The following is a 21,728-nucleotide window of genomic DNA, read 5'->3' on the forward strand; positions in this document are numbered from 1 at the left end:
ATAATGTTAATAACAATAAGCCTCTGAGGGCGACGACGATGCCACTAAAAAAATATCTCGGGAGTGACGTCTTGGAAAAAATTTGGTTATCACGCTATCCGGCGGATGTGCCGGCGGAAATCGATCCAGATCGCTATTCGTCGTTGATTGAAATGTTCGAAAGTAGCGTGAAGCGTTATGCCGACCGACCTGCATTCGTCAACATGGGTGAAGTGATGACGTTTCGTAAGTTGGAAGAGCGGAGTCGGGCGTTTGCGGCCTATTTGCAAAACCAGCTTAAATTGCAAAAGGGCGATCGTGTCGCGTTGATGATGCCCAACCTGCTGCAATATCCCGTTGCGCTGTTTGGCGTGTTGCGCGCGGGTCTGGTGGTGGTTAACGTTAACCCACTGTATACGCCGCGTGAGCTGGAACATCAGCTAAAAGACAGCGGTGCCAGCACGATTGTTATCGTGTCGAACTTCGCGCATACGCTGGAAAAAGTCGTCCATAACACGGCGGTGAAGCACGTAATCCTGACCCGTATGGGAGATCAGCTCTCCACGGCGAAAGGGACGCTGGTCAACTTCGTGGTGAAGTACATTAAGCGACTGGTGCCTAAATACCATCTGCCGGATGCGATATCGTTCCGTCGTGTTTTGCAGGAAGGACGGCGTCAGCAGTATATTCGCCCCGATATTATCAATACCGATCTGGCATTTCTGCAATACACCGGCGGCACCACAGGCGTCGCTAAAGGTGCCATGCTTACGCACCGCAATATGCTGGCGAATCTCGAACAGTGTAAAGGGGCATACGGCGCTATTCTGCAGGAAGGCAATGAGCTGGTGATCACGGCGTTGCCGCTCTATCATATTTTCGCGCTCACGGTGAACGGCCTTCTGTTCCTTGAATTGGGCGGGAAGAACCTGTTGATCACTAATCCCCGTGATATCCCGGCGGTCGTGAAAGAAATGAAGCAATACCCGTTCACGGCTATCACCGGCGTCAATACCTTATTTAATGCGCTGCTCAACAACAAAGAGTTCCACGAACTGGATTTCTCAACGTTGCGTTTATCGGTAGGCGGTGGCGCGTCGGTTCAGCAAGCGGTGGCAGAACGTTGGGAAAAACTAACGGGTAAGCATCTGCTTGAGGGATATGGACTAACGGAAAGTTCACCTCTGGTGGCCGTAAACCCCTACGATCTCAAACATTACAGCGGCAGTATTGGGCTACCGGTGTCATCAACGGACGTCAAAATCATTGACGATGACGGCAACGACGCCGGGCCGGGGGAATCCGGCGAGCTGTGGGTACGCGGGCCGCAGGTGATGTTAGGGTACTGGCAGCAGCCTGCTGCGACGGATGAGGTGTTAAAAGACGGCTGGCTGGCAACGGGTGACATTGTCACGTCTGATGATGAAGGATTCCTGCGGGTCATCGACCGTAAGAAAGACATGATTCTGGTTTCCGGCTTTAACGTCTACCCGACGGAAATTGAAGATGTGATCAGCCGTCATCCCAAAGTCTCCGAATCGGCAGTGATTGGGGTGGACAATGAGGTCTCCGGCGAAGCAGTAAAAGCCTTTGTGGTCAGGCGTGACAACTCGTTAACGAAAGAGGAACTCATTACGCACTGCCGCCGTAATCTTACGGGTTACAAAGTGCCGAAAGAGATCGAATTCTGCGACGATTTGCCGAAATCTAACGTTGGGAAAATCCTGCGCCGCGAATTACGTGGCGAGAAGAAACCGAAGAAAGACGTTGCAGCTTGACGATTTTCCACGAAAAACGACTGCCAGAGAGAGGCAGGACGCGATATGATGTTTTCACGCCGGTTTATCCGGCGTTCTTTTTTATGGCGAATTTATACTCGTCATCCTATGGGCCGTCGCTTGCGACGTTAAAAATGTCCGCCGGGAATTTTTTACGGCGATACGGATTTGACCCAGAACCGTAAAGTAAAACAACCAAGAGAATGACGTTTTGAATTATCAGTTGATCACTTCCGACATCGGGTTACAACAGGTTTGCTCCCAGGCGCGACGCTTTCCGCAGGTGGCATTGGACACGGAGTTCGTCAGAACCCGAACGTATTACCCGCAATTAGGGTTGATTCAATTGTATGACGGCGAACAGCTTTCACTTATCGATCCGTTAACGATTACCGACTGGGCACCCTTTCAGGCGTTACTGCGTGACGAACAGGTTACTAAATTCCTGCATGCGGGCAGCGAAGATCTGGAAGTGTTTCTCAATGCGTTTGGAACACTGCCGACGCCTTTCATCGATACACAGATTCTGGCCGCATTTTTAGGCAAGCCGCTTTCTTATGGATTTGCTGCGCTGGTGGCCGACTACATGGGCGTGACGCTGGATAAAAGCGAGTCGAGAACGGACTGGCTTGCTCGTCCGCTGAGCGAGAAACAGTGTGATTATGCTGCTGCCGATGTGTTCTATCTGCTGCCGATGGCCATTCAACTGGTGGCCGATACGGAAGCCGCAGGGTGGATGAATGCCGCGCTGGATGAGTGTCTCCTGTTGTGTCAGCGTAAACAGGATATTTTGGCACCGGCGCTGGCCTATCGCGAATTTGGCAACGCCTGGCAGCTGCGTGGCCGAAATCTGGCTTGCCTTCAGCGCCTGGCTGAGTGGCGTTTGCGTAAAGCGCGTGAGCGAGACAGTGCGGTGAATTTTGTCGTACGTGAAGAGAACCTCTTGCAGGTGGCGCGTTGTCTGCCGACGTCGCTGGGTGAACTGAGCTCGCTGGGGCTGAGCGGCCCGGAAATCCGCTACCACGGCAAAACGCTGTTGGACTGTGTTACACAGACGGACGGTATTGCTGATGCGGATTGCCCACCTCCGGTGATGAATTTAATCGACTATCCCGGCTATAAAAAGGCGTTTAAAGATATCAAAGCGCTAGTGCAGCGCGTGAGCGAACAGAGTGGATTATCCGCTGAGCTTTTGGCTTCACGTCGCCAAATTAATCGTCTGCTGAACTGGCACTGGAAATTAAGCGGGCAAGATGCGGGGATGCCGGAAATGTTGTCTGGCTGGCGCGGCCAGTTATATGGTGATGAACTGCGTGAAATTGTGCAGGGCTATTAATCACCGGTAAACACGTCTTATCAATACGCCTTATTTGCTGTGATGATGTAATCATAAAAAAGCAGCAAATAGGGTGATAAGAATGCGGTGAAAAAATAAAACAAGAAATAAAAGACTGGCTAAATATACAGTCTATTGTGAAATGAAACGCACTTAATTTGATGTATGACGGGAATAGATATCCCCTACGTAAAAGCAGGGGATATCACAGCAGAAAAATCATTTAGGCGTTTCTTCCGCTTCCGGTAATGTAACGTTCAACTCAAGCACGGAAATATCATCTCCTTTTTGCTCAAGCTGAACTGTCACCATCTCAGGATCAATCTGTACATATCTACAGATAACCTCAAGAATGTCTCGCTTTAATTGCGGCAGATAATGGGGCTCGCTATCTCCCCGGCGTCGCTCCGCGACAATAATTTGCAGCCGTTCCTTGGCAATATTGGCTGTCGTTTTTTTGCGGGACAGAAAGAAGTCCAGTAAAGCCATAATTTATCCCCCAAAAAGTCGTTTAAGAAAACCCTTCTTCTCTTCTTCAACAAAACGGAAAGGACGCTCTTCACCAAGCAGACGTTCAACGGTATCCGCGTAGGCTTTGCCTGCATCGGCTTCCGCATCCAGAATGACGGGTTCACCCTGGTTAGAGGCGCGGAGTACGGATTGGTCTTCCGGGATCACGCCAACCAGTGGAATCCGCAGAATCTCAAGAACGTCTTCCATACTCAGCATGTCGCCACGGCTCACCCGGCCTGGGTTGTAGCGCGTCAACAGCAGATGCTCTTTAATCGGATCTTCAGAACGTTCTGCGCGACGTGATTTCGAAGACAGAATGCCCAGAATACGGTCAGAGTCGCGAACGGAAGAGACTTCTGGGTTGGTGGTGATAATCGCTTCGTCGGCAAAATAGAGCGCCATCAATGCACCGGTTTCAATCCCAGCGGGTGAATCACACACGATAAAATCAAATTCCATGTCGCCCAGATCGTTGAGCACTTTCTCTACGCCTTCATGCGTTAATGCATCTTTATCACGCGTTTGTGATGCGGGCAGAATGTAGAGATTATCCGTTCTCTTATCTTTGATCAGCGCTTGATTCAGCGTGGCATCACCCTGAATAACGTTGACGAAGTCATACACCACGCGACGCTCACATCCCATGATCAGGTCGAGGTTACGCAGACCAATGTCAAAATCGATGACAACCGTCTTTTTTCCTTTCTGGGCTAAACCGGTAGCAATGGCCGCGCTTGATGTGGTCTTGCCAACGCCCCCTTTACCCGATGTAACAACAATGATGCGTGCCATAAATGTTTCCTTGGGAGATTCTAGTCTAGAGGTTTTATCGTTAAAACATTGTCCAGCTGGTTCAGGTTGATCCGTGCTGGCTGCCCAAAATACGCTTCAGGAATCTGATCGCTCAGCCAGTAACGGCCAGCAATCGAAACCAATTCTGCGGCCAGATGCGTACAGAATATCTGGCTCTGAACATCGCCAGAAACGCCTGCGAGGGCTCGGCCGCGCATCATGCCGTAAATATGAATATTGCCATCGGCAATCACCTCAGCACCCGCGCTCACGCTGCTCGTGACGATTAAGTCACAGTTCCGGGCGTAAATCTGTTGGCCGGAGCGAACGGGGGTGTTGATGACTTTCGTTTTCACCGCAGCAGGAACGGCGGCGACGGGTTCGACGACCCGCCGTTGTGCTTTACCTTCGCTCAGAAGGGGAAGCCCCGCCTGCGCAATGATTTTCTTTAATGCGTCGTCGGTGCATCCGCTGACGCCAACGACATGCAGGCCGGTTGACGAAATGGCCTGCTGTAATTTTATCCAGTCGGTTTCCGCTGTTAATGCAGCAACATTAATGACAACGGGGGCATTTTTCAGGAAAGCAGGCGCTTGCTCTATTTTTTCCTGTAGTGCCTGGTAAATTACCTCGGGTTGGGAATCATGCAAATGAACAACCGATAAGGTAAAGCTGCTGCCTTTTAGCTCTATTGGCGTTTGTGACATCTATCCTGACTCAGTTTCAGCATCTTTTAATCCCTAGAGTAACATTTAAGGCATGATATTCCAGAGCGCTGTAAGCATGTTATAGTCACAATTATATACAGGCAAGATGGCATTCCCATCAAATAGAGTAAAAAAAATGTTTTGTGTGATCTATCGAAGTGCTAAACGCGATCAGACCTATCTTTATGTTGAAAAAAAAGACGATTTCTCACGCGTGCCGGAAGAATTAATGAAAAGTTTCGGCACGCCGCAGTTAGCCATGGTTTTACCGCTGGATGGGCGTAAAAAACTGGCGAATGCCGATATAGAAAAAGTGAAACTTGCGTTACAGGATCAGGGCTTTTATCTGCAAGTTCCTCCGCCGGTCGAAAGCTTATTAAACACGCCTGTATAAGTGTAAAAAAATAATACCAAGGCGTACTTTCAGATAAAGCCGCAAACATAATTTGGCGTGGAATATCTCAGCCGTTCGCATGATATTCCGCGCGATAAATATTCACTTTTTGAGTTTTTCCCCGCCACAATTTAATTGTTTCCCTTTTTGATGGGATAGGACTTCGTTTCTCGTTCATAGGATCCCCAGCCTTGCTCACCTGAAATCTGTTGGGGTAACCCCCGTTGCGATGATATAACGATGGTTTTGCACCATCGTGTTCTTATATACACCCTAAATAATTCGGGTTGCAGGAAGGCGGCAAGAGAGGGAATCCCGATGAGCTTACTCAAGTAAGTGATTCGGGTGACTGAACGTAGCCAACGCACGTGCAGCTTGAAGTATGACGGGTATAGCTGTTTTCCTTTTGGGCGAGTTGTACGCCATGAAGGCAGCGATAATCCAACAGACAGGGCAGGAGAATACCCATGTATCAACACAGAGACTGGCAGGGCGCGCTGCTTGATTTCCCGGTAAATAAAGTCGTTTGCGTAGGAAGTAACTACTCAGAACACATCAAAGAAATGGGAAATGCGACCCCGAGCGAGCCCGTTTTATTCATCAAGCCTGAAACCGCACTGTGTGACTTACGCCAGCCCGTTGCCATTCCCAAAAATCTGGGCTCGGTTCACCACGAAGTCGAGCTGGCTGTGCTGATCGGTACGCCGCTCAAGCAGGCGAATGAGGAGCGCGTCGCCCGGGCGATTGCGGGTTATGGTGTGGCGCTGGATCTGACGCTGCGTGATTTGCAGTCCGACTTCAAAAAAGCGGGTCAGCCGTGGGAGAAAGCAAAAGCGTTCGACGGTTCTTGCCCGATCTCCGGTTTTATTCCGGTTGCCGAGTTTGGCGATCCGCAGCAAACCGATCTGGGTGTAAAAGTGAATGATGAAGTGCGCCAGCAGGGCAACACGCGTGATATGATTACGCCGATTCTGCCGCTGATTGCTTACATGAGCCGTTTCTTTACGCTGCGCGCGGGCGATATTATTTTAACGGGTACGCCAAAAGGGGTCGGTCCGATCCTGTCTGGCGATATGCTGACGATTACGGTCAATGACCGGACGTTAAGCACGCGTATTATCTAACGCTCCCCTTGCTGCCCGTGTTGAAGACGGGCAGCCACATTTCCCCGCCGCGCCTGCCAGAATCACGCATCTTTATTTACAACGCTATCGATTTAACAACTAAGGTAACTGGAAGAGACATGACTGAACGCCCTTTTTGGCAGCAAAAAACGTTGTCTGAGATGTCTGACGATGAATGGGAGTCGCTGTGCGATGGCTGCGGTCAGTGCTGTTTGCATAAACTGATTGATGAGGATACGGAGGAGATCTACTTTACCAACGTCGCCTGTAATCAACTGAATATTAAAAGCTGCCAGTGCCGTAACTATGAGAAACGCTTCGAGTACGAGCCGGACTGCATCAAGCTGACGCGTGAAAATCTGCTGACGTTTAACTGGCTACCCGCGACCTGCGCTTATCGCCTGATTCATGAACGTGAAGATTTACCGCAGTGGCACCCGCTGGTCTGCGGTACTAAAACGGCAATGCACCGTGAGCGCATCTCCGTGCGTCATATCGCCGTACGCGAGAATGAGGTGGTGGACTGGCAGGACCATATTTTAAACAAACCTGAATGGGCACGATAGTGTTTGATTACTCACTAATAGAATAAAAAAGATGCGAATTCTTTATCATTTGATAAACTTGTGACAGGTTTAAAAGGAGTTGAAAAATGAGCAATGTATATCGCATGCCAACTCTCAGCCCTGAAGAAATTCGCAATATTTCCAGATCCGCTGTTGCGGATGTGGCAGCACAACGAATAACTTCATCAGCTAATTCTGTTGTAAAAAGTGGTTCAACAGGTGCTGTATTATCTCAGGCTCAGGGACGTGAAATATTCAAGGATGCCTTTAACAAGGTACGAAAAGGGTAACTTCGTCATTTCACATGGACTTCGCCCCTTGTTGGGGCGTTTTTGTTTTCAGGAAGAGAAATGTCTCAGCAACCAAAGAGATGGGTGTTTTCAGAACTTGTAAAAGACCCCAATGATCCAGAACAGCTTATTGCCTATGCCATGTATAAAGGTGATAAAGATGAACTTGCGGTTAAATCTCGGCAGGAGCGTGGGCTCAGTGAAGCTCAGATAGAAAAAGAGCTGCAACAGTTTCATGACCACATTGTTATATCCCCCCGGTCGTTTGCAGTCTTACCGTGACAAAGCTCAGGCTATGGTTGATGAGCTGACAACGAGAGTAAGTAATCGAGTCGATCTTTCTTATGCCGATCGTATTAAAAAACTTGAACAGGACATTTGGTTAAAATGGGGTGAGCGCGCTTCAGATTATAGCGATCATCTACAAAAGCCAGGCTTCGGAAAAAAGTGGGCCGCTGGCTGGTTTCTGGCGTTCCAGGTCTTCTGGCAACCGTGGTGACGACGGTCATAATTGTTGGCGGCTTTGCGCTACTTAGCGATGAACCTACTGCAGTAGCACGAAAAGGAATTGATAAAGCGCTCGATACAATGTTGCCCCGGCATGGTGTTGATCTTCCTTTAGGCGATGAACCGTCAACCAATAAGTCTGAATCCAAATTGTAAAATAATGACTCTCGTCACACAGTTTGACTGAAATACTTATTTATTGTTTTTTCTAAGCATTTTTTCTCATCGTGTGTAGAAATGTATTAGGAAGCAATAAGTTTTACTGGTTTCTGATGAGCCGCAGAAGGAATAGCAAGTGTTTCCGCTATGTAATCGCCAGCGTGTTGTATAATTTTAGAGCCACGTAACCAGCAGGAGGGAGAGCATGTGATTAACTTTGAGAAAATTATTCTTGAGTACAGCGAGCAGTACACCGACTTTGCTGCCTCCACCATTGCTTTTATGGAAAGTCAGGAAAAAAAGATCGACGCAGATGAAATATCACGAAGAATCCCGCAGGAAAAAAGGCCTTTTTTTAACGAACGATTAGGCCATTATCGCGATATCTACAGACCACAGCAGTGATGGTCAGCACAAGCCTGTGAGGCGTAGAAACAGTTACCAGAAGCCCGACATATTGTCGGGCTTTTCGGATAATAATTAACGGCTGAAGAGGTCGCGACGCTTAGGACGGAAAGGCTGAGCGATCAATACCAGCACAGCAATCAACAGATAAGCGGCAAAGATGCCAAGTAACCATTGCGGCATTTCCAGCGAAAGGAATTCCCACTGACGCACTGAGCAATCACCTGTCGCATTGAAAATGGCCGGAAGCCATTTGTCCAAAGGCAACCATGACGGGAAGCTGACAAAGAAATCACAGGTGGTAAACGGCGACGGATTTAACAAAATATCCGTGTGTTTCCAGGCCAGTCGGAACCCTTCATAAGAACTGTATATCCATAGCGCGATGGCTGGGTAACGCAACGCCGTTGATGGCGCGATGGCACCAACAATACCTGCCGCGAACACGCCCCACAGCGCACAGCGCTGGTAGATACACAGCACGCATGGTTTTAATAACATCACATGCTGAAAATAGAGCGCGGTCAATTCCAACGCTAAAGCAGTAAACGCCAGCAGTAGCCACGCACCACGCCCGCGTGAGCAACGATTAAGAAATCGCAACATAAAAATATTCCATGCTAAACATGATTAAAGCAGCAGTGTAAACCGTTCTGGCTTCACTGCCATCATTTCACTGCGCAAAACGTAACGATATGTTTATTTGATGCTTTTCTGTCATTCTGCGGCGGCGAAAAGGGTGTTGATAACATCATCAAGGCCGAAATTGTCGCTGCCGCGATTACTATACACGATCGTGATTATGAGTGACTGCCCGATATGGTCAAGTCTGGCAAAGAAATCCATTGTTTATTCATCAAAAAATCGGTGAATGGTACCAGCGTGAACTCAACGCAAAGTAGCCCCACCAACGTCATCACAATGGTGTAAGGCAGCGCCATCACCACCATGCGTCCGTAAGACAGGCGGATAAGCGGTGCCAGAGAGGACGTCAGCAGGAACAGAAACGCCGCTTGCCCATTCGGTGTGGCGACGGAAGGGAGGTTGGTGCCGGTATTGATCGCGACAGCGAGCAGTTCGAACTGGGGTAGCGAGATCTGACCGTTTTCAAAGGCGTTGCGCGCTTCGTTAATATAAACTGAGCCAACGAAGACGTTATCGGATATCGATGAGAGCAGGCCGTTGAACAGATAAAATTGCGTCAGCTGCGCGCTCTCAGAAGATTGCAAGACGTAATGGATAATCGGTGAGAACAGCTGCTGATCGATAATGACGGCGACGATAGCAAAGAAGACCGTCAGCAACGCGGTAAACGGCATGGCATCCTGAAACGCTTTACCAATCGCATGTTCTTCCGTCACGCCGCAGAACGTCGTAACCATAATAATGACGGAAAGGCCAATCAACCCGACCTCAGCCAGATGAAACGCCAGTGCGACGATGAGCCAGACGCCAATCACCGCCTGTATGATTAAACGCGCTTTATCCTGCTGTGTGCGCTTTTCTGTCATGTCCCGATCGTAATCCTCAAGCACGCGACGCACATTGTCTGGCAGGTTTACGCCGTAGCCGAAGAGTTTAAAACGCTCGACCAGCCCGCAGGTCAGGATACCGCAAATAAACACCGGGACGGTCACGGGTGACATGCGCAGGAAGAAACTGACGAAATCCCAGCCTGCGCTTTTCGCGATAATCAGGTTCTGAGGTTCGCCAACCATCGTCATTACGCCGCCCAGTGCCGTACCGACGCCAGCGTGCATGAGCAGGCTGCGTAAGAATGCCCGGAACTGCTCCAGCGTACGATGATGCTCCTCGCTGCTTAGTGCGCTGTCATCGCTGATATCGGTTTCGTCTTCACCCTGTTGGGAAGCGAAGCGGTGGTAAATACCATAAAACCCGATAGCGACGCTGATAACAACGGCAATCACGGTCAGCGCATCAAGGAATGCGGAAAGAAAGGCGGCGGCGATACAGAAAGCAAGTGAAAGCAGCGTTTTGGAATGAATGCGCAGCAGCAGTTTGGTAAACACAAAGAGCAGCAGCTGCTTCATGAAGTAGATGCCTGCCACCATAAACACCAGCAGCATGAGGACTTCAATATTCCCGGTGACTTCATGCCACACTTGCTGCGGGCTGGTCATACCGATGAGGATGGCCTGTAGTGCCAGCAGGCCGCCAGGTTGTAATGGGTAACACTTCAGTGCCATACCTAGCGTAAAAATAAACTCCACGACGAGTAACCAACCGGCCCAAAACGGGCTGACAAAATAGAACAGCAGCGGATTAATCAGCAAGAAGCAAAAAATAGTCAATTTGTACCAGTCTGGCGCGTATCCGAGGAAATTTTTTAATAGCGCACGGTGGAGGGGCATGCCGCTCATAATGGAAGAGGAATCCTTATTCGTTAGAATAGTTTGATGGTTTTTATCATATCGTAAAAACTTTACAAACGGGCAGAAGTCTACCGTTCTACGCCGCAAGAGGGCGGTTTGCAGTCACAATTTTTCATTGAAATGGTTCGGTGCCCGAGTGCGGCGCTATATCATGATTCTTTCGTCTGGTATTATGACTTGGCTTTTTTCGGCAATCACCGCTACGGATTATCAAACACATGGTTATAAAGGCGCAAAGTCCGGCTGGATTCGCGGAAGAATACATTATCGAAAGTATATGGAATAACCGCTTTCCTCCTGGCTCTATTTTGCCCGCGGAAAGAGAGCTTTCCGAACTGATTGGCGTGACACGTACTACCCTGCGTGAAGTACTTCAGCGCCTGGCTCGCGATGGCTGGCTGACGATACAGCACGGGAAACCCACAAAAATTAACAATTTTTGGGAAACCTCGGGGCTCAATATTCTGGAAACGCTGGCGCGACTCGATCACGATAGCGTGCCGCAACTGATCGATAACCTGCTGGCCGTGCGTACCAACATCGCCGCTATTTTTATTCGGACGGCGTTACGCCATAACCCGGAAAAAGTGCGTGATGTATTAACTCAGGCAAGCGCGGTAGACGATAGCGCAGAAGCTTTTGCGCAGCTTGACTACAACGTGTTCCGTGGTTTGGCCTTTGCCTCTGGCAATCCGATTTATGGTCTGATCCTGAACGGTCTGAAAGGGCTATATATCCGCGTAGGGCGCTACTATTTTTCCAATCCGGAAGCCCGCAAGCTGGCGGTGAATTTTTACGGTCGGTTGGAAGCGTTGCGCAGCGAAGAGCTCTACGATCAGGTGATGGATGTCGTCAGACATTACGGTAAAGAAAGTGGAGCGATCTGGCACAGTATGCAGAGCGCGATCCCGCGGGATATCGCGGAAGTACGCCGCTAAGGCTCATACCGCAGTTTCATTGTGAAAAGGGGATTCAGGTTGTTGCCTGAATCCCCTTTGTCTTTGGTCGTGTCGCTGACCTGCGAACCGAGTTCCGTTATGTGGATGCCGTCCCGTTACGCGGCGGGCAGCGTTCAATCAACTCGATGCTGCCATCCGTGTTAGCCTGTTCCAGATAGACGTCAAATCCCCACAGGCGGTGGACGTGCTTCAACACTTCCTGGCTACTTTTATCCAGCGGTGCGCGATTATGCGGAACATAGCGCAGCGTCAGCGCCCGATTACCGCGCAAATCCACATTCCAGACCTGAATGTTCGGTTCCAGATGGCTCAGGTTGTACTGCGCGGAGAGCTCCTGCCGGATCAAACGATAGCCTTCTTCGTCGTGAATCGCGGCAATTTCCAGATAGTTATTGCGGTCGTCGTCCAGCACCGTAAATAGCCGGAAATCACGCATCAGCTTCGGCGACAGGAATTGGCTGATGAAACTCTCGTCCTTGAAGTTCTGCATCGCAAAATGCAGCGTATCGAGCCAGTCTTTACCCGCGATATCGGGGAACCAGTAGCGGTCTTCGTCGGTCGGTGACTGACAAATACGCTTGATGTCCTGAAACATCGCGAAGCCCAGCGCATACGGATTAATTCCGTTGTAGTAAGGGCTATTGTACGGCGGCTGATAGATCACATTGGTATGACTATGCAGGAACTCCAGCATGAAGCGTTCAGTGACCCGGCCTTCATCATAGAGATGGTTCAGAATGGTGTAGTGCCAGAACGTGGCCCAGCCTTCATTCATCACCTGAGTCTGCTTCTGCGGATAGAAATACTGGCTGACTTTCCGCACGATACGCAGAACCTCACGCTGCCAGGGTTCCAGCAGCGGCGCATTTTTCTCCATAAAATAGAGCAGGTTTTCCTGTGGCTCTTGAGGAAAACGTCTGGCTTGTTCTGGTGCGGCACCCTGTTCGCGCCGCGGTAATGTTTTCCAGAGATCGTTAACCTGGCTTTGCAGGTAGGCCTCACGACTTTTCTGGCGGGACTTTTCCTCTTCGAGCGAAATCTTCTGCGGACGCTTATAGCGGTCAACGCCGTAATTCATCAGCGCATGGCAGGAATCTAACAGGCGCTCCACCTCGTCCACACCATAACGCTCTTCGCATTGCGCGATATACTGCCGGGCAAACAGCAGGTAATCGACGATGGAGCTGGCATCGGTCCAACTGCGGAACAGGTAGTTACCTTTGAAGAATGAGTTGTGCCCGTAGCAGGCATGCGCCATCACCAGCGCCTGCATCGGCAGCGTGTTTTCTTCCATCAAATACGCGATACAGGGATCGGAGTTAATGACGATTTCGTACGCCAGCCCCTGCTGCCCGTGTTTGTAGCGCTGTTCGGTTTCGATAAATTTCTTCCCGAACGACCAGTGGGCATAGTTGATCGGCATGCCTATACTGGAATAGGCATCCATCATTTGTTCTGAAGTGATGACTTCAATCTGATGAGGATAGGTCGCCAGACGATACGACTTGGCCACCCGATCAATCTCATCAAGGTAAACCTGCAATAACTCAAACGTCCAGTCCGGTCCATCACTCAGGCGAAGTGTTTTTTTTACCTGATTATCCGTCGATATAGCCATCAGCGCGCCCCCTAACATAACAAGTCTGTACGTGAGATCTCGTTTACTGCCTTCCCGCTGGCTCCTGTCAAAAAATCATCGTTGTTCATTTAGTTATAGCTGAGCTTTGGCAACGCGGCAATTGACGAATTGAGCGTGTTTGATGGGAAAAGGTCGCTGAGGTGATAAAAAAGAAACCGGTATTACGCTGTCTATTGATAGGGAAATGCTGATAGGGAAATGCGCTCCCCGAAGAGAGCGCGAAAGACCGTTTGGGCTAGCGGTGTTGATACCGTTTTAACAGCGCCTGAATATCGTTGAGGCGGGAAACGGCAATCGTAGACAGCTTCTCTTTAGAAACGTTGCGATCGAGCGAGATGCAATCCTTCCACAGAGAACGACCGGCAATCACGCCAGAGGCACCATTTTTCAACGCACTTTCTACCTGAGGGAGAAAGGTAGCGTGATCGACACCCGCAGACAGAACGGCCCAGGGAATGTCACCGCACAGTGTGGTGACGCGTGCGCAGGCTTCATCAGACCCAGGATAAGGAATCTTCAAGACTTTTGCACCTTGCTCGATACAAGCCTGGCAGCCTGCCGGAATAAGTTCGGGCAAGAGGCGGGTATAGGCTTCGCGAGATTCATTTTCCAGAGGGTAGGTCAGAAACTCAACGACGAGCAGTAAATCTTCCTGCGCAAAGTCCTGAATCACGGTACGGAGTGTGGCAAGGTTACGGGTATTGGCGTCGGGTATATCCGGGCGAAGGTAGATCATGATTTTTCCGCCAGTGGCACCCCATTCGCGGACTTTACGTGCCGTTACGCCTTCAACCATCGTGGAGATCCGGTAGCCTTCTGGCGTCGTTTCCCACCCTGACGCATCAAGCCCGATGAGCAGGCCGGTATCGCGGGGCAGAATGTCTTCATCTATAAGACCCGGTATGGCGCAGATCGGATCAACCAGTACACAGCCCGCCTCAGCCGCCAGATAGCGGGTGATGTCGTATTTTGTATTTCCTAATATTTCATTGGTAATCGCGGCCTGTGCTTCTGATGTCGGTGCTAATAATGTTCGCATGCCGCCACGTTGATCGCAGGCAATAACCATCATTGCCCCCGTCGCGTTACAAATTAATTGGTATCCCCGGTGCTCAGCGGTTGTCATGGTGTTCATGATAATTACCCTCATAAAAGTAATGTAAATAAGCGATTAATCCAGGTGTGTTTTTATCCATTGAATTAATTCCTGATAATTAATTTCCTTATCCTGATCAACCGTGTAACATTTCCCCATACCCATCGGCTGTGCCTGATGCGCGAGTGAAATTAATTCCGGCAGATACTCACTGCCGGGATGGCCTTTTATCCTTTCATTAATTCTGGTCTGATACCGCTCAGCTACCCGGTCAGGTGAAATGGCATTCCATATTTCAAGCGTATGCTGGATATCACACGAAATCAGATAGTCCTGTAATAGCGATTTTTCGCGAAAACCGAACCAGGCATCAAGAATGAAAATACTATTTTCAGGAGCCTGTCTAACGATATTAAACATGGCCTGATAGGCGGCGACCCCCAGTTTTCTGTTTAACGTTCTGTCAATCGTGTCGCAGAACTGCATCATGAACGGCTCTTTTATTTCATCGAGGCTTAACCGTGGGAGACTCAATTCATCCGCAATGATACGTGCTACCGTGCTTTTCCCTGATGCAGGGATACCATTTACTAAAATAAGTTTTTTCATAATACCCCGACAATATCATCTGACGTAGTAGCGCATCGAATACGAGAGAGCATGTCGTCCTTTTCTAATAGATTGACGATTGAGGCGATACCTTCCGTAATATGCGCATCACTGTTAACCCCACCAAACATAATTAAGATATCCACCGGTTCACTTCCATTAATAGAGAGCGGCGTCTGTAACGTCAGTAAACTAAAACAATTCTCTCGAACGCCACATTCAGGGCGCGCATGGGGAATAGCGATGCCTTCATCAAATACATAATAAGGGCCGTATTCCTTCGTGTTTTCTATCACCGCGATGGGATACGCCTTCGTAATACATCCCGCGCTGATTAATGGTTGAGCGGCACAATAAATAGCGTCTTCCCATGTCTTACATATCACGCCGAGTTGAATGCAATTGTGCTGCAAAAGGAAATTTTTTATGCTCATAAAACCTCATATATTTTTCCGAATGGTGTTTCTGAGTTCATCTATCTGAATAAAAATACGATCAACGCGCTCCCGATAGTCAGGATGAGAAGAAAATAGTTGAATGGCCTGATTGTATTTAATCATTAGCCTTTTTTGCGTTTCACTATGACCCGGATCTTGTGCTAACCGAGATTCAAGCTCCGCTAATTCTTCCTCAATTTCCCTGACGCGATTGTCATCCTTATTATCGCGATTGTCGGAAGAGGGACCAGGGGATAAAAAGCGTTTGAGTAGAGAAAACATAGTGACTCCTTAAGCTATTTGCATAATGACGACAGGCCAGCACGCTATTGCGATAGTTTACGGTTCGCAATAAAAGCAATGAATGCAACGAACGCGACAAAGGCGGCGACAAATAACCAATCTTGCTGGAAGGCGTGTCCTAAGATCAGACCAGTACTGATGACATCGGAATCGCTGAAGGTGACGCCAGTAAAGCCGAAAACTTCCAGTAATGGCACCAGAATGGCGGGCAATAGCGTAATGAAAAGGCCATGAACGACACCGCCGATGACAGCACCACGTCGTCCTCCCAGCGCGTTACCGAAAATACCGGCTGTTCCGCCCGCAAAGAAGTTGGTCAATAAACCCGGCAAAATCATTGCCAGCCCAAACATCGGGAAGATCAGCATCCCCAGAATGGAACCGACGGTGGTCGCGAGGAACCCGACAATCACGGCGTTCGGCGCATAAGGGAAGAGCACCGGGCAATCCAATGCAGGTTTGGCGTTAGGCACCAGACGCATGGCGATACCTCGAAAGGCGGGAACCAGCTCATTAAGCAGCAGGCGTACACCGCTGTAGAGAACGAAAACGCCTGCGACAAACTGCATGGACTGCATGAAGGAATACATCAGATAATTGACGCCGTTGGCGTACTGCGCGATGTAGGCCGGTCCTGCCGCCACGGCGGGGATGAGATACATCGGCACCATGACGACGGCCATCGACAGGTAGGTATCCTGCAAGAATTTGAAGTTATCAGGCAGCGTTAAATCTTCCGTGGATTTGGAGTTTTTACCGACGACCCGAGCGACGGCGGCCTGCACCAGATACCCGATGGTACAAAAATGTCCCAGCGCAACATCATCGGAATTCGTGATTTTACGTACAATTGGCTGCGCCAGCGCTGGCATCAGTACCGCCATAATGCCGCCAAATATGCCTCCGGTTAGGATCAGAGTCGCACCGGTCAAACCTGATTTATAGCCGATCACGGTACCGATTGTTGCCATCCACAGCAGAGCCTGTCCCGTCAGGAAGATATATTTAAAGGGGGTGATTCGCGCGATAAGGATGTTAACGGCAAAGATCACCATGAGCGTCAACGCGACTTCTGATCCGAGCTCGCGGTTTGCCAACCCGGCGATGGCGGCGACATCAGTGATGTAGCCTTTCATGCCAAAGCCTTGGGTAAAGATGCTGTTCAAATACGTCAGGGTATCAACGATGATGTTAATCCCCGCCATCATGATGAGGAAACCCAGCAGTGTCTTGAATGTCCCCTCGGCAGTTTTTCCTACCGATTTCTTCTGTAAAATCAACCCGATCATGGCGATCAGCGCGATTAATATGGATGCCTGGCCTAATAAATCTTTCACAATGAAATTGATAACGGTGTTCATTTTTCACCTCATGCTATTGATGAGCCTGGATATACGCTAAAATTTTTTCTTCTATTTCATCTTTGTCGGTCAATTTATTAAGAATGATGATTCTTTTTTTCTCATCTTCACTGGCATCGCTATTCAGAATGTCAGCAAATATTTTCTGGGTTAGAATGACGTCATAATTGAAGGCAGAAGCTTCTGAAATCGTGGTGTGATTTATTTCTGCATCAATCCCTAGTTTTTTTAGTACGGATTTCGCACTCATTTCGATAGCGAAACTGGAACCTAATCCACAGCCGCAAACGCAAAGTACTTTCAACATAATCATGGCCTCATATAAGGTGATGAGATTTCGCGAGCTTATAAAAGTGACTGTCGACATCAACCAAACGTCGTTCGGAATCCTCCAGGTCGATAGGAATAGCTTTGTTGTTATTATTGATAATGATGATTTTATTGGTGAGTCCGGTATTAATGCACCGAACCACTTCTTCTGCTAACAGGGTGCCCTGAATAATTTCTTCCCCGGTGGGCGCGCCATTTCGTAAACCATATCCCAAAATAGTTTTTCGGATACGGATGCCAATCTTATGCTCTAGTTTCTTGATAATGGTGTCGATAGCGCCCTGAAAGCCAGGAGTATATTCATGGGTATAACCTTCAGAGCATAAAATGATTACACTGTTTTGTTCCGCGATTTTCTCCCGAATACGTTGCGATAATTGATCAATATCCCACGGTGATTCTGGAATGAGTGCGATATCTGCGTTGCTCTTTAATGCCGCCTGCAAGGTTAATTCGCCACAATAACCGCCGAGTAATTCAATCATGAATACCCGTCCTTGTAGTCCACGGCCTGTATTTCGCAATTTCTCTACTTCACTCATTACCTGCTCGCAGGCGGTAGAAAAACCGATCGTATAGCTGTTCCCTGAAATATCATTATCAATCGTCATGCCTACGCCATAGCAATGAATACCATAGTGACTGAGTTTTTTTAGAAATTGGAATGAACCATCTCCTCCCGCCATAATGAGTGCGTCGAGTTTTTGTTTTTGAATGTTTTTGACGATGTGCTCATAGTCTGTTTTTCTACATTTTCCGGTTTTTCTCCCTGAAGTGATCAAGGGCATTGCTGAGAGAGAATAATCTACCAAATCGCGGCGAGTGAGCACTTTACAGCAGTTATCGATAAGGCCATTAATTCCACCATCGAAAATGACGATGTCGGAGGCAGTCATTCTATTCACCTGAAAGATGAAGTTATTTATTCCGCTAACGTCGCCGCCGCTAATGACTAATCCAATTTTCATCGTCGCCCTCTGGATATATGAATAACCACCGTGTGAACACAATGTTATTAAACTGATAGGGCGCTTTTTTGATGAATGTCGCAAATTTGTATTTAATTACGGGGCTGAATGTCTTGACAGTGATGTTATTAATTCAATTATTGTGATTATTATCACGATTTAAAAATAAGAAAATTAACTAACTTGTTAATTAGTTAGGGATTTAACATTTTCATCTTTTTTATTCTTCTTTAGCTTCCCAGCTAAAAAGCGAATACGCATTTTGTGAATGATTTCACAGTTATTTCGTTACGATCTCAGTGGAGAATCAACGGTTCGAAGAGATAACAATAGATAAATGTTATCGTCGAGGCGGGTGACAATTCCTTCCCAAATGCTAGAGTAGTCTTCAGTTTTACCTTTTAACTAGTGTTTTATTCCATTAAATAAGCATTTTTCCAGTAGATTAGACGGTCTTTAACGGAGAGAAAGGGAGAGCGGTAGCATGCGGGTTGTGATTCTGGGAAGTGGCGTCGTTGGCGTAAGTACCGCCTGGTATCTTGCGCAGGCAGGGCATGATGTTACCGTTATTGACAGGCAACCGGAGCCCGCGTTGGAAACCAGCGCCGGAAATGCCGGACAAATTTCTCCTGGCTATGCCGCACCTTGGGCTGCGCCGGGAATACCGCTGAAAGCGATAAAGTGGATGTTTCAGCGCCATGCACCGCTGGCCATCCGGCCGGACTTTACGGCTGCACAGCTTTGCTGGATGTGGCAAATGTTGATCAACTGCGATGCGCGCCACTATAAAACCAATAAAGCGCGGATGGTGCGTCTAGCGGAATACAGCCGCGACTGTTTGCAAGCGCTGCGGCAGGATACCGGTATCCAGTACGAAGGTCGGCAAGGCGGAACGCTGCAACTGTTCCGCACTGAGCAGCAGTATGAAAACGCGACACGGGATATCGCTGTGCTGGAAGAGGCTGGCGTACCGTATCAACTGCTGACTCGTCATGAGCTAGCCTCGGTTGAACCTGCGCTGGCGAACGTGGCGGATAAACTGACTGGCGGGCTACGTTTACCGCATGACGAGACAGGCGACTGCCAGCTGTTTACTCGCCAACTGGCGGCGATGTCCGCCGAGGCCGGCGTCACCTTTAAACTGGGGCGTAACGTTCGTCAGCTGCGGGTTGAAGGGCAGAGTGTCACGGGCGTGCAGTGCGACGACGAAATCATCGTGGCAGATGCCTATGTGATGGCCTGCGGCTCTTATTCAACGGGACTCCTGCGTCAGTGGTTCGATATTCCGGTTTATCCGCTGAAGGGCTATTCACTGACGATCCCGCTAGCTGATGACGCCTCGGCACCGGTTTCTACCGTACTGGATGAAACCTATAAAATAGCGATTACCCGTTTTGATCGTCGTATCCGCGTTGGTGGAATGGCAGAGGTCGTGGGCTTCAACACTGAACTGAATCCCAAGCGCCGTGAAACGCTGGAAATGGTGGTGCGCGATCTCTATCCTCATTGCGGCCCGATTGAGCAAGCAACATTCTGGACGGGGCTGCGTCCGATGACGCCGGACGGCACGCCGCTGGTAGGGCGCTCACCGCTGAAAAATCTGTATCTGAATACGGGACACGGCACGTTGGGCTGGACGATGGCCTGTGGATCGGGGAAGCTACTGGCGGATATTCTGTCGGACAAATCACCGGAGATTGAGTCCGATGATTTGTCCGTGGAAAGGTATGTTCGTTAGTTTTGAACTACTTATTTTTGAACTACGTACGGGGCAGCGATGTAATGCTGCTCTTATGGTGCCGCGTAAGCAGGCGGGCGCGTATCGCCAGCAAGGCGGCACAGAGCATCACCAGCGCCAGTGATATTTTTGACGGCAGAGGGAGCGCCATAGCAATCAGCCCCAGCGCTGCACCGCCCGCCATTTGCACAAATCCTACCATCGCCGACGCAATTCCCGCCTCATTGGAATAAGGCTCCAGCGCATAGCTGGTGGACGGCCCGATCAAAAATGCCAGACCGGCACAGGCCAGCGCGACGGGCAGCATGTAGGTTGGCCAGGTGTTTTGCATCGCTTCGGGTAAAAGAACGACGCCGCTAAGCAGCGAAAGAAAACCCGCCCCCATCAGCAGGCTACCGATAGCCAGACAGCGCGGCCGGCCGACTTTACGGATAATACGATTCGCAAAGAAGCTGACCAGCATGATCCAAAAACCGTTTACGCCAAAGGCAACGGAAAACTCAAGCGGCGTGAGCTGGGCCTCATTCATCAACACCACAGGAGAGAAGGTGACATAGGTTAACGCCATCCCCATCGCGCCCGCGTTGACTGAGGCGAATCCCAGAAAGTGGCGATCGGATAACAGACGTGCGTATTGGCGCAGCGGCAAACCGTGTACGGGCAACGTTGAATCCGGTCGCGTTTCGGGAAGAAAGCGGATGACGAGTGCCAGAACCAAAATGCTGTAGCCCGCGAGGAACCAGAAGGGGGCACGCCAGCCTAAGGCTTCGGCCAAAAGCCCACCGAATAGCGGCGCCAGCGCTGGCACAATGTTCAACGTGCCGTTAAGAAAGCCATAGGTTCTGGCGGCATCGTCGCCGTTCAGTTTGTCACGCACGCTGCTGAAAATGGCGACGGCGGTACAACAGACGGCCAGGCCCTGAAAAAGGCGTGAGAGGATGAACAGTGTGGCGTTGGTCGCCAGCGCAGCCATGACCGCGCCGATGAGATAGATAATCACACCAGCCAGCGCCATTGGACGTCGACCGTACTTATCGACCAGCGGTCCCGCCAGAAGTTGGCCTAATCCCATGATCAGAATAAACAGTGCGACGGTGGACTGAATCAGCGATTCTGGGCTGTTCAGCGCCACGGCGATGGCGGGAATAAGCGGTAAATAGATGTCAATGCCCAGCGGGCCGAGTAGAACCAGAGCCAGTAAAATCAGAACAAATCGTTGCATAACAAAACAGAAATCTACGTTTTATGGGTTCGACAGGGTAATGCGCACCGTGGCGGAAGGAAAGTGTTATCTTTGTGACAACGTCACGATAATGTGAGGGGTATGGCGTAGCAAGGCAGCATG

25 protein-coding genes are annotated in these 21,728 nt (G+C 49.5%); 11 read left to right on the top strand and 14 right to left on the bottom strand.

Annotation, left to right across the window (positions count from 1 at the left end; genetic code table 11):
• The first annotated feature begins 71 nt into the window (after positions 1-71).
• Complete coding sequence (gene fadD / locus BUB06_RS01230) at positions 72-1,757, top strand: long-chain-fatty-acid--CoA ligase FadD (RefSeq protein ID WP_039531439.1); 1,686 nt, start codon at positions 72-74, stop codon at positions 1,755-1,757.
• A 211-nt stretch (positions 1,758-1,968) separates the two neighbouring features.
• A complete protein-coding gene (gene rnd, locus BUB06_RS01235) occupies positions 1,969-3,093 on the top strand; it encodes a ribonuclease D (protein ID WP_039472964.1) in 1,125 nt (374 codons plus the stop codon).
• A gap of 219 nt (positions 3,094-3,312) precedes the next feature.
• Here rnd and minE read toward each other — a convergent pair whose 3' ends face one another.
• Genes minE through minC form a run of 3 tightly spaced genes read right to left on the bottom strand, consistent with a single transcriptional unit; the run spans position 3,313 to position 5,105 of the window.
• On the bottom strand, positions 3,313-3,582 hold the full coding sequence (gene minE, locus BUB06_RS01240; protein WP_005968801.1) for a cell division topological specificity factor MinE: 270 nt from the start codon (positions 3,580-3,582) through the stop codon (positions 3,313-3,315).
• A 3-nt stretch (positions 3,583-3,585) separates the two neighbouring features.
• Entirely contained in the window at positions 3,586-4,398 is an 813-nt protein-coding gene (gene minD / locus BUB06_RS01245; RefSeq protein ID WP_010299911.1) for a septum site-determining protein MinD, read from the bottom strand.
• A 20-nt stretch (positions 4,399-4,418) separates the two neighbouring features.
• Complete coding sequence (gene minC / locus BUB06_RS01250; protein ID WP_039472966.1) at positions 4,419-5,105, bottom strand: septum site-determining protein MinC; 687 nt, start codon at positions 5,103-5,105, stop codon at positions 4,419-4,421.
• 136 nt (positions 5,106-5,241) lie between these two features.
• On the opposite strand from minC, the gene BUB06_RS01255 reads away from it, so the two are divergent.
• The 7 genes from BUB06_RS01255 (at position 5,242) to BUB06_RS01285 (ending at position 8,550) form a co-directional block, all read left to right on the top strand.
• Entirely contained in the window at positions 5,242-5,499 is a 258-nt protein-coding gene (locus tag BUB06_RS01255; protein WP_039472968.1) for a YcgL domain-containing protein, read from the top strand.
• 467 nt (positions 5,500-5,966) lie between these two features.
• Positions 5,967-6,623, top strand: coding sequence for a fumarylacetoacetate hydrolase family protein (locus BUB06_RS01265; RefSeq protein WP_010295272.1), 657 nt, complete (start codon positions 5,967-5,969; stop codon positions 6,621-6,623).
• A 119-nt stretch (positions 6,624-6,742) separates the two neighbouring features.
• Positions 6,743-7,189, top strand: a complete 447-nt coding sequence (locus BUB06_RS01270; RefSeq protein ID WP_039472970.1) for a YcgN family cysteine cluster protein — start codon at positions 6,743-6,745, stop codon at positions 7,187-7,189.
• Positions 7,190-7,275: 86 nt separating this feature from the next.
• Positions 7,276-7,479 carry a hypothetical protein gene (locus tag BUB06_RS21740; RefSeq protein ID WP_080726787.1) on the top strand — a complete coding sequence of 68 codons (204 nt, stop codon included), beginning with the start codon at positions 7,276-7,278 and terminating at the stop codon, positions 7,477-7,479.
• A 60-nt stretch (positions 7,480-7,539) separates the two neighbouring features.
• Complete coding sequence (locus tag BUB06_RS01275) at positions 7,540-7,761, top strand: hypothetical protein (RefSeq protein ID WP_039472973.1); 222 nt, start codon at positions 7,540-7,542, stop codon at positions 7,759-7,761.
• A gap of 165 nt (positions 7,762-7,926) precedes the next feature.
• Positions 7,927-8,142 carry a hypothetical protein gene (locus BUB06_RS01280; protein WP_039472975.1) on the top strand — a complete coding sequence of 72 codons (216 nt, stop codon included), beginning with the start codon at positions 7,927-7,929 and terminating at the stop codon, positions 8,140-8,142.
• A gap of 210 nt (positions 8,143-8,352) precedes the next feature.
• Positions 8,353-8,550, top strand: coding sequence for a DNA polymerase III subunit theta (locus tag BUB06_RS01285; protein WP_010275471.1), 198 nt, complete (start codon positions 8,353-8,355; stop codon positions 8,548-8,550).
• 75 nt (positions 8,551-8,625) lie between these two features.
• Here the strand turns inward: BUB06_RS01285 and dsbB are convergent, their stop codons facing one another.
• Positions 8,626-9,156, bottom strand: coding sequence for a disulfide bond formation protein DsbB (gene dsbB, locus BUB06_RS01290; RefSeq protein ID WP_039472977.1), 531 nt, complete (start codon positions 9,154-9,156; stop codon positions 8,626-8,628).
• Positions 9,157-9,350: 194 nt separating this feature from the next.
• Complete coding sequence (gene nhaB, locus BUB06_RS01295) at positions 9,351-10,931, bottom strand: sodium/proton antiporter NhaB (protein WP_039472978.1); 1,581 nt, start codon at positions 10,929-10,931, stop codon at positions 9,351-9,353.
• Between the two features lie 230 nt (positions 10,932-11,161).
• Here nhaB and fadR point away from each other — a divergent pair, with 230 nt between their 5' ends.
• The gene (fadR, locus tag BUB06_RS01300; protein ID WP_010295265.1) at positions 11,162-11,881 is read left to right on the top strand and encodes a fatty acid metabolism transcriptional regulator FadR; all 720 of its coding nucleotides are present in this window, start codon (positions 11,162-11,164) and stop codon (positions 11,879-11,881) included.
• A 97-nt stretch (positions 11,882-11,978) separates the two neighbouring features.
• Here the strand turns inward: fadR and BUB06_RS01305 are convergent, their stop codons facing one another.
• The 8 genes from BUB06_RS01305 to BUB06_RS01340 all read right to left on the bottom strand — a co-directional run bounded on the left by BUB06_RS01305 (position 11,979) and on the right by BUB06_RS01340 (position 18,645).
• Positions 11,979-13,520 (bottom strand): SpoVR family protein, encoded by a 1,542-nt coding sequence (locus BUB06_RS01305; protein ID WP_039473353.1) that lies wholly within the window; start codon positions 13,518-13,520, stop codon positions 11,979-11,981.
• 256 nt (positions 13,521-13,776) lie between these two features.
• Positions 13,777-14,676 (bottom strand): tagatose-bisphosphate aldolase, encoded by a 900-nt coding sequence (locus tag BUB06_RS01310; protein WP_039472980.1) that lies wholly within the window; start codon positions 14,674-14,676, stop codon positions 13,777-13,779.
• 36 nt (positions 14,677-14,712) lie between these two features.
• The gene (locus BUB06_RS01315; protein ID WP_039472982.1) at positions 14,713-15,246 is read right to left on the bottom strand and encodes an AAA family ATPase; all 534 of its coding nucleotides are present in this window, start codon (positions 15,244-15,246) and stop codon (positions 14,713-14,715) included.
• Positions 15,243-15,680, bottom strand: a complete 438-nt coding sequence (locus tag BUB06_RS01320) for a PTS sugar transporter subunit IIA (protein ID WP_039472984.1) — start codon at positions 15,678-15,680, stop codon at positions 15,243-15,245. The genes BUB06_RS01315 and BUB06_RS01320 overlap by 4 nt, the downstream gene beginning before the upstream one ends.
• 6 nt (positions 15,681-15,686) lie before the next feature.
• The gene (locus tag BUB06_RS01325) at positions 15,687-15,965 is read right to left on the bottom strand and encodes a hypothetical protein (RefSeq protein WP_039472986.1); all 279 of its coding nucleotides are present in this window, start codon (positions 15,963-15,965) and stop codon (positions 15,687-15,689) included.
• A gap of 44 nt (positions 15,966-16,009) precedes the next feature.
• Positions 16,010-17,347, bottom strand: coding sequence for a PTS sugar transporter subunit IIC (locus BUB06_RS01330; protein ID WP_010295259.1), 1,338 nt, complete (start codon positions 17,345-17,347; stop codon positions 16,010-16,012).
• A 13-nt stretch (positions 17,348-17,360) separates the two neighbouring features.
• Complete coding sequence (locus BUB06_RS01335) at positions 17,361-17,654, bottom strand: PTS sugar transporter subunit IIB (RefSeq protein ID WP_010295258.1); 294 nt, start codon at positions 17,652-17,654, stop codon at positions 17,361-17,363.
• Positions 17,655-17,664: 10 nt separating this feature from the next.
• The gene (locus BUB06_RS01340; RefSeq protein ID WP_039472987.1) at positions 17,665-18,645 is read right to left on the bottom strand and encodes a 6-phosphofructokinase; all 981 of its coding nucleotides are present in this window, start codon (positions 18,643-18,645) and stop codon (positions 17,665-17,667) included.
• A 484-nt stretch (positions 18,646-19,129) separates the two neighbouring features.
• Between BUB06_RS01340 and BUB06_RS01345 the strand changes: the two genes are divergently transcribed.
• The gene (locus BUB06_RS01345; protein WP_039472990.1) at positions 19,130-20,383 is read left to right on the top strand and encodes a D-amino acid dehydrogenase; all 1,254 of its coding nucleotides are present in this window, start codon (positions 19,130-19,132) and stop codon (positions 20,381-20,383) included.
• Positions 20,384-20,405: 22 nt separating this feature from the next.
• On the opposite strand, the gene BUB06_RS01350 is transcribed toward BUB06_RS01345, so the two are convergent.
• Positions 20,406-21,605, bottom strand: coding sequence for a multidrug effflux MFS transporter (locus BUB06_RS01350; RefSeq protein WP_039472992.1), 1,200 nt, complete (start codon positions 21,603-21,605; stop codon positions 20,406-20,408).
• Between the last annotated feature and the right edge of the window lie 123 nt (positions 21,606-21,728).

The organism is Pectobacterium carotovorum, from assembly GCF_900129615.1.
Lineage (GTDB): Bacteria > Pseudomonadota > Gammaproteobacteria > Enterobacterales > Enterobacteriaceae > Pectobacterium > Pectobacterium carotovorum.

Excerpts from the sequence above, each read along its gene's own strand:
- minE (WP_005968801.1), bottom strand. The coding sequence starts at position 3,582 with ATGGCTTTACTGGACTTCTTTCTGTCCCGCAAAAAAACGACAGCCAAT.
- minD (WP_010299911.1), bottom strand. The coding sequence starts at position 4,398 with ATGGCACGCATCATTGTTGTTACATCGGGTAAAGGGGGCGTTGGCAAG.
- minC (WP_039472966.1), bottom strand. The coding sequence starts at position 5,105 with ATGTCACAAACGCCAATAGAGCTAAAAGGCAGCAGCTTTACCTTATCG.
- BUB06_RS01255 (WP_039472968.1), top strand. The coding sequence starts at position 5,242 with ATGTTTTGTGTGATCTATCGAAGTGCTAAACGCGATCAGACCTATCTT.
- BUB06_RS01265 (WP_010295272.1), top strand. The coding sequence starts at position 5,967 with ATGTATCAACACAGAGACTGGCAGGGCGCGCTGCTTGATTTCCCGGTA.
- BUB06_RS01270 (WP_039472970.1), top strand. The coding sequence starts at position 6,743 with ATGACTGAACGCCCTTTTTGGCAGCAAAAAACGTTGTCTGAGATGTCT.
- BUB06_RS21740 (WP_080726787.1), top strand. The coding sequence starts at position 7,276 with ATGAGCAATGTATATCGCATGCCAACTCTCAGCCCTGAAGAAATTCGC.
- BUB06_RS01275 (WP_039472973.1), top strand. The coding sequence starts at position 7,540 with ATGTCTCAGCAACCAAAGAGATGGGTGTTTTCAGAACTTGTAAAAGAC.
- dsbB (WP_039472977.1), bottom strand. The coding sequence starts at position 9,156 with ATGTTGCGATTTCTTAATCGTTGCTCACGCGGGCGTGGTGCGTGGCTA.
- nhaB (WP_039472978.1), bottom strand. The coding sequence starts at position 10,931 with ATGAGCGGCATGCCCCTCCACCGTGCGCTATTAAAAAATTTCCTCGGA.
- fadR (WP_010295265.1), top strand. The coding sequence starts at position 11,162 with ATGGTTATAAAGGCGCAAAGTCCGGCTGGATTCGCGGAAGAATACATT.
- BUB06_RS01305 (WP_039473353.1), bottom strand. The coding sequence starts at position 13,520 with ATGGCTATATCGACGGATAATCAGGTAAAAAAAACACTTCGCCTGAGT.
- BUB06_RS01310 (WP_039472980.1), bottom strand. The coding sequence starts at position 14,676 with ATGAACACCATGACAACCGCTGAGCACCGGGGATACCAATTAATTTGT.
- BUB06_RS01315 (WP_039472982.1), bottom strand. The coding sequence starts at position 15,246 with ATGAAAAAACTTATTTTAGTAAATGGTATCCCTGCATCAGGGAAAAGC.
- BUB06_RS01320 (WP_039472984.1), bottom strand. The coding sequence starts at position 15,680 with ATGAGCATAAAAAATTTCCTTTTGCAGCACAATTGCATTCAACTCGGC.
- BUB06_RS01325 (WP_039472986.1), bottom strand. The coding sequence starts at position 15,965 with ATGTTTTCTCTACTCAAACGCTTTTTATCCCCTGGTCCCTCTTCCGAC.
- BUB06_RS01330 (WP_010295259.1), bottom strand. The coding sequence starts at position 17,347 with ATGAACACCGTTATCAATTTCATTGTGAAAGATTTATTAGGCCAGGCA.
- BUB06_RS01335 (WP_010295258.1), bottom strand. The coding sequence starts at position 17,654 with ATGTTGAAAGTACTTTGCGTTTGCGGCTGTGGATTAGGTTCCAGTTTC.
- BUB06_RS01340 (WP_039472987.1), bottom strand. The coding sequence starts at position 18,645 with ATGAAAATTGGATTAGTCATTAGCGGCGGCGACGTTAGCGGAATAAAT.
- BUB06_RS01345 (WP_039472990.1), top strand. The coding sequence starts at position 19,130 with ATGCGGGTTGTGATTCTGGGAAGTGGCGTCGTTGGCGTAAGTACCGCC.
- BUB06_RS01350 (WP_039472992.1), bottom strand. The coding sequence starts at position 21,605 with ATGCAACGATTTGTTCTGATTTTACTGGCTCTGGTTCTACTCGGCCCG.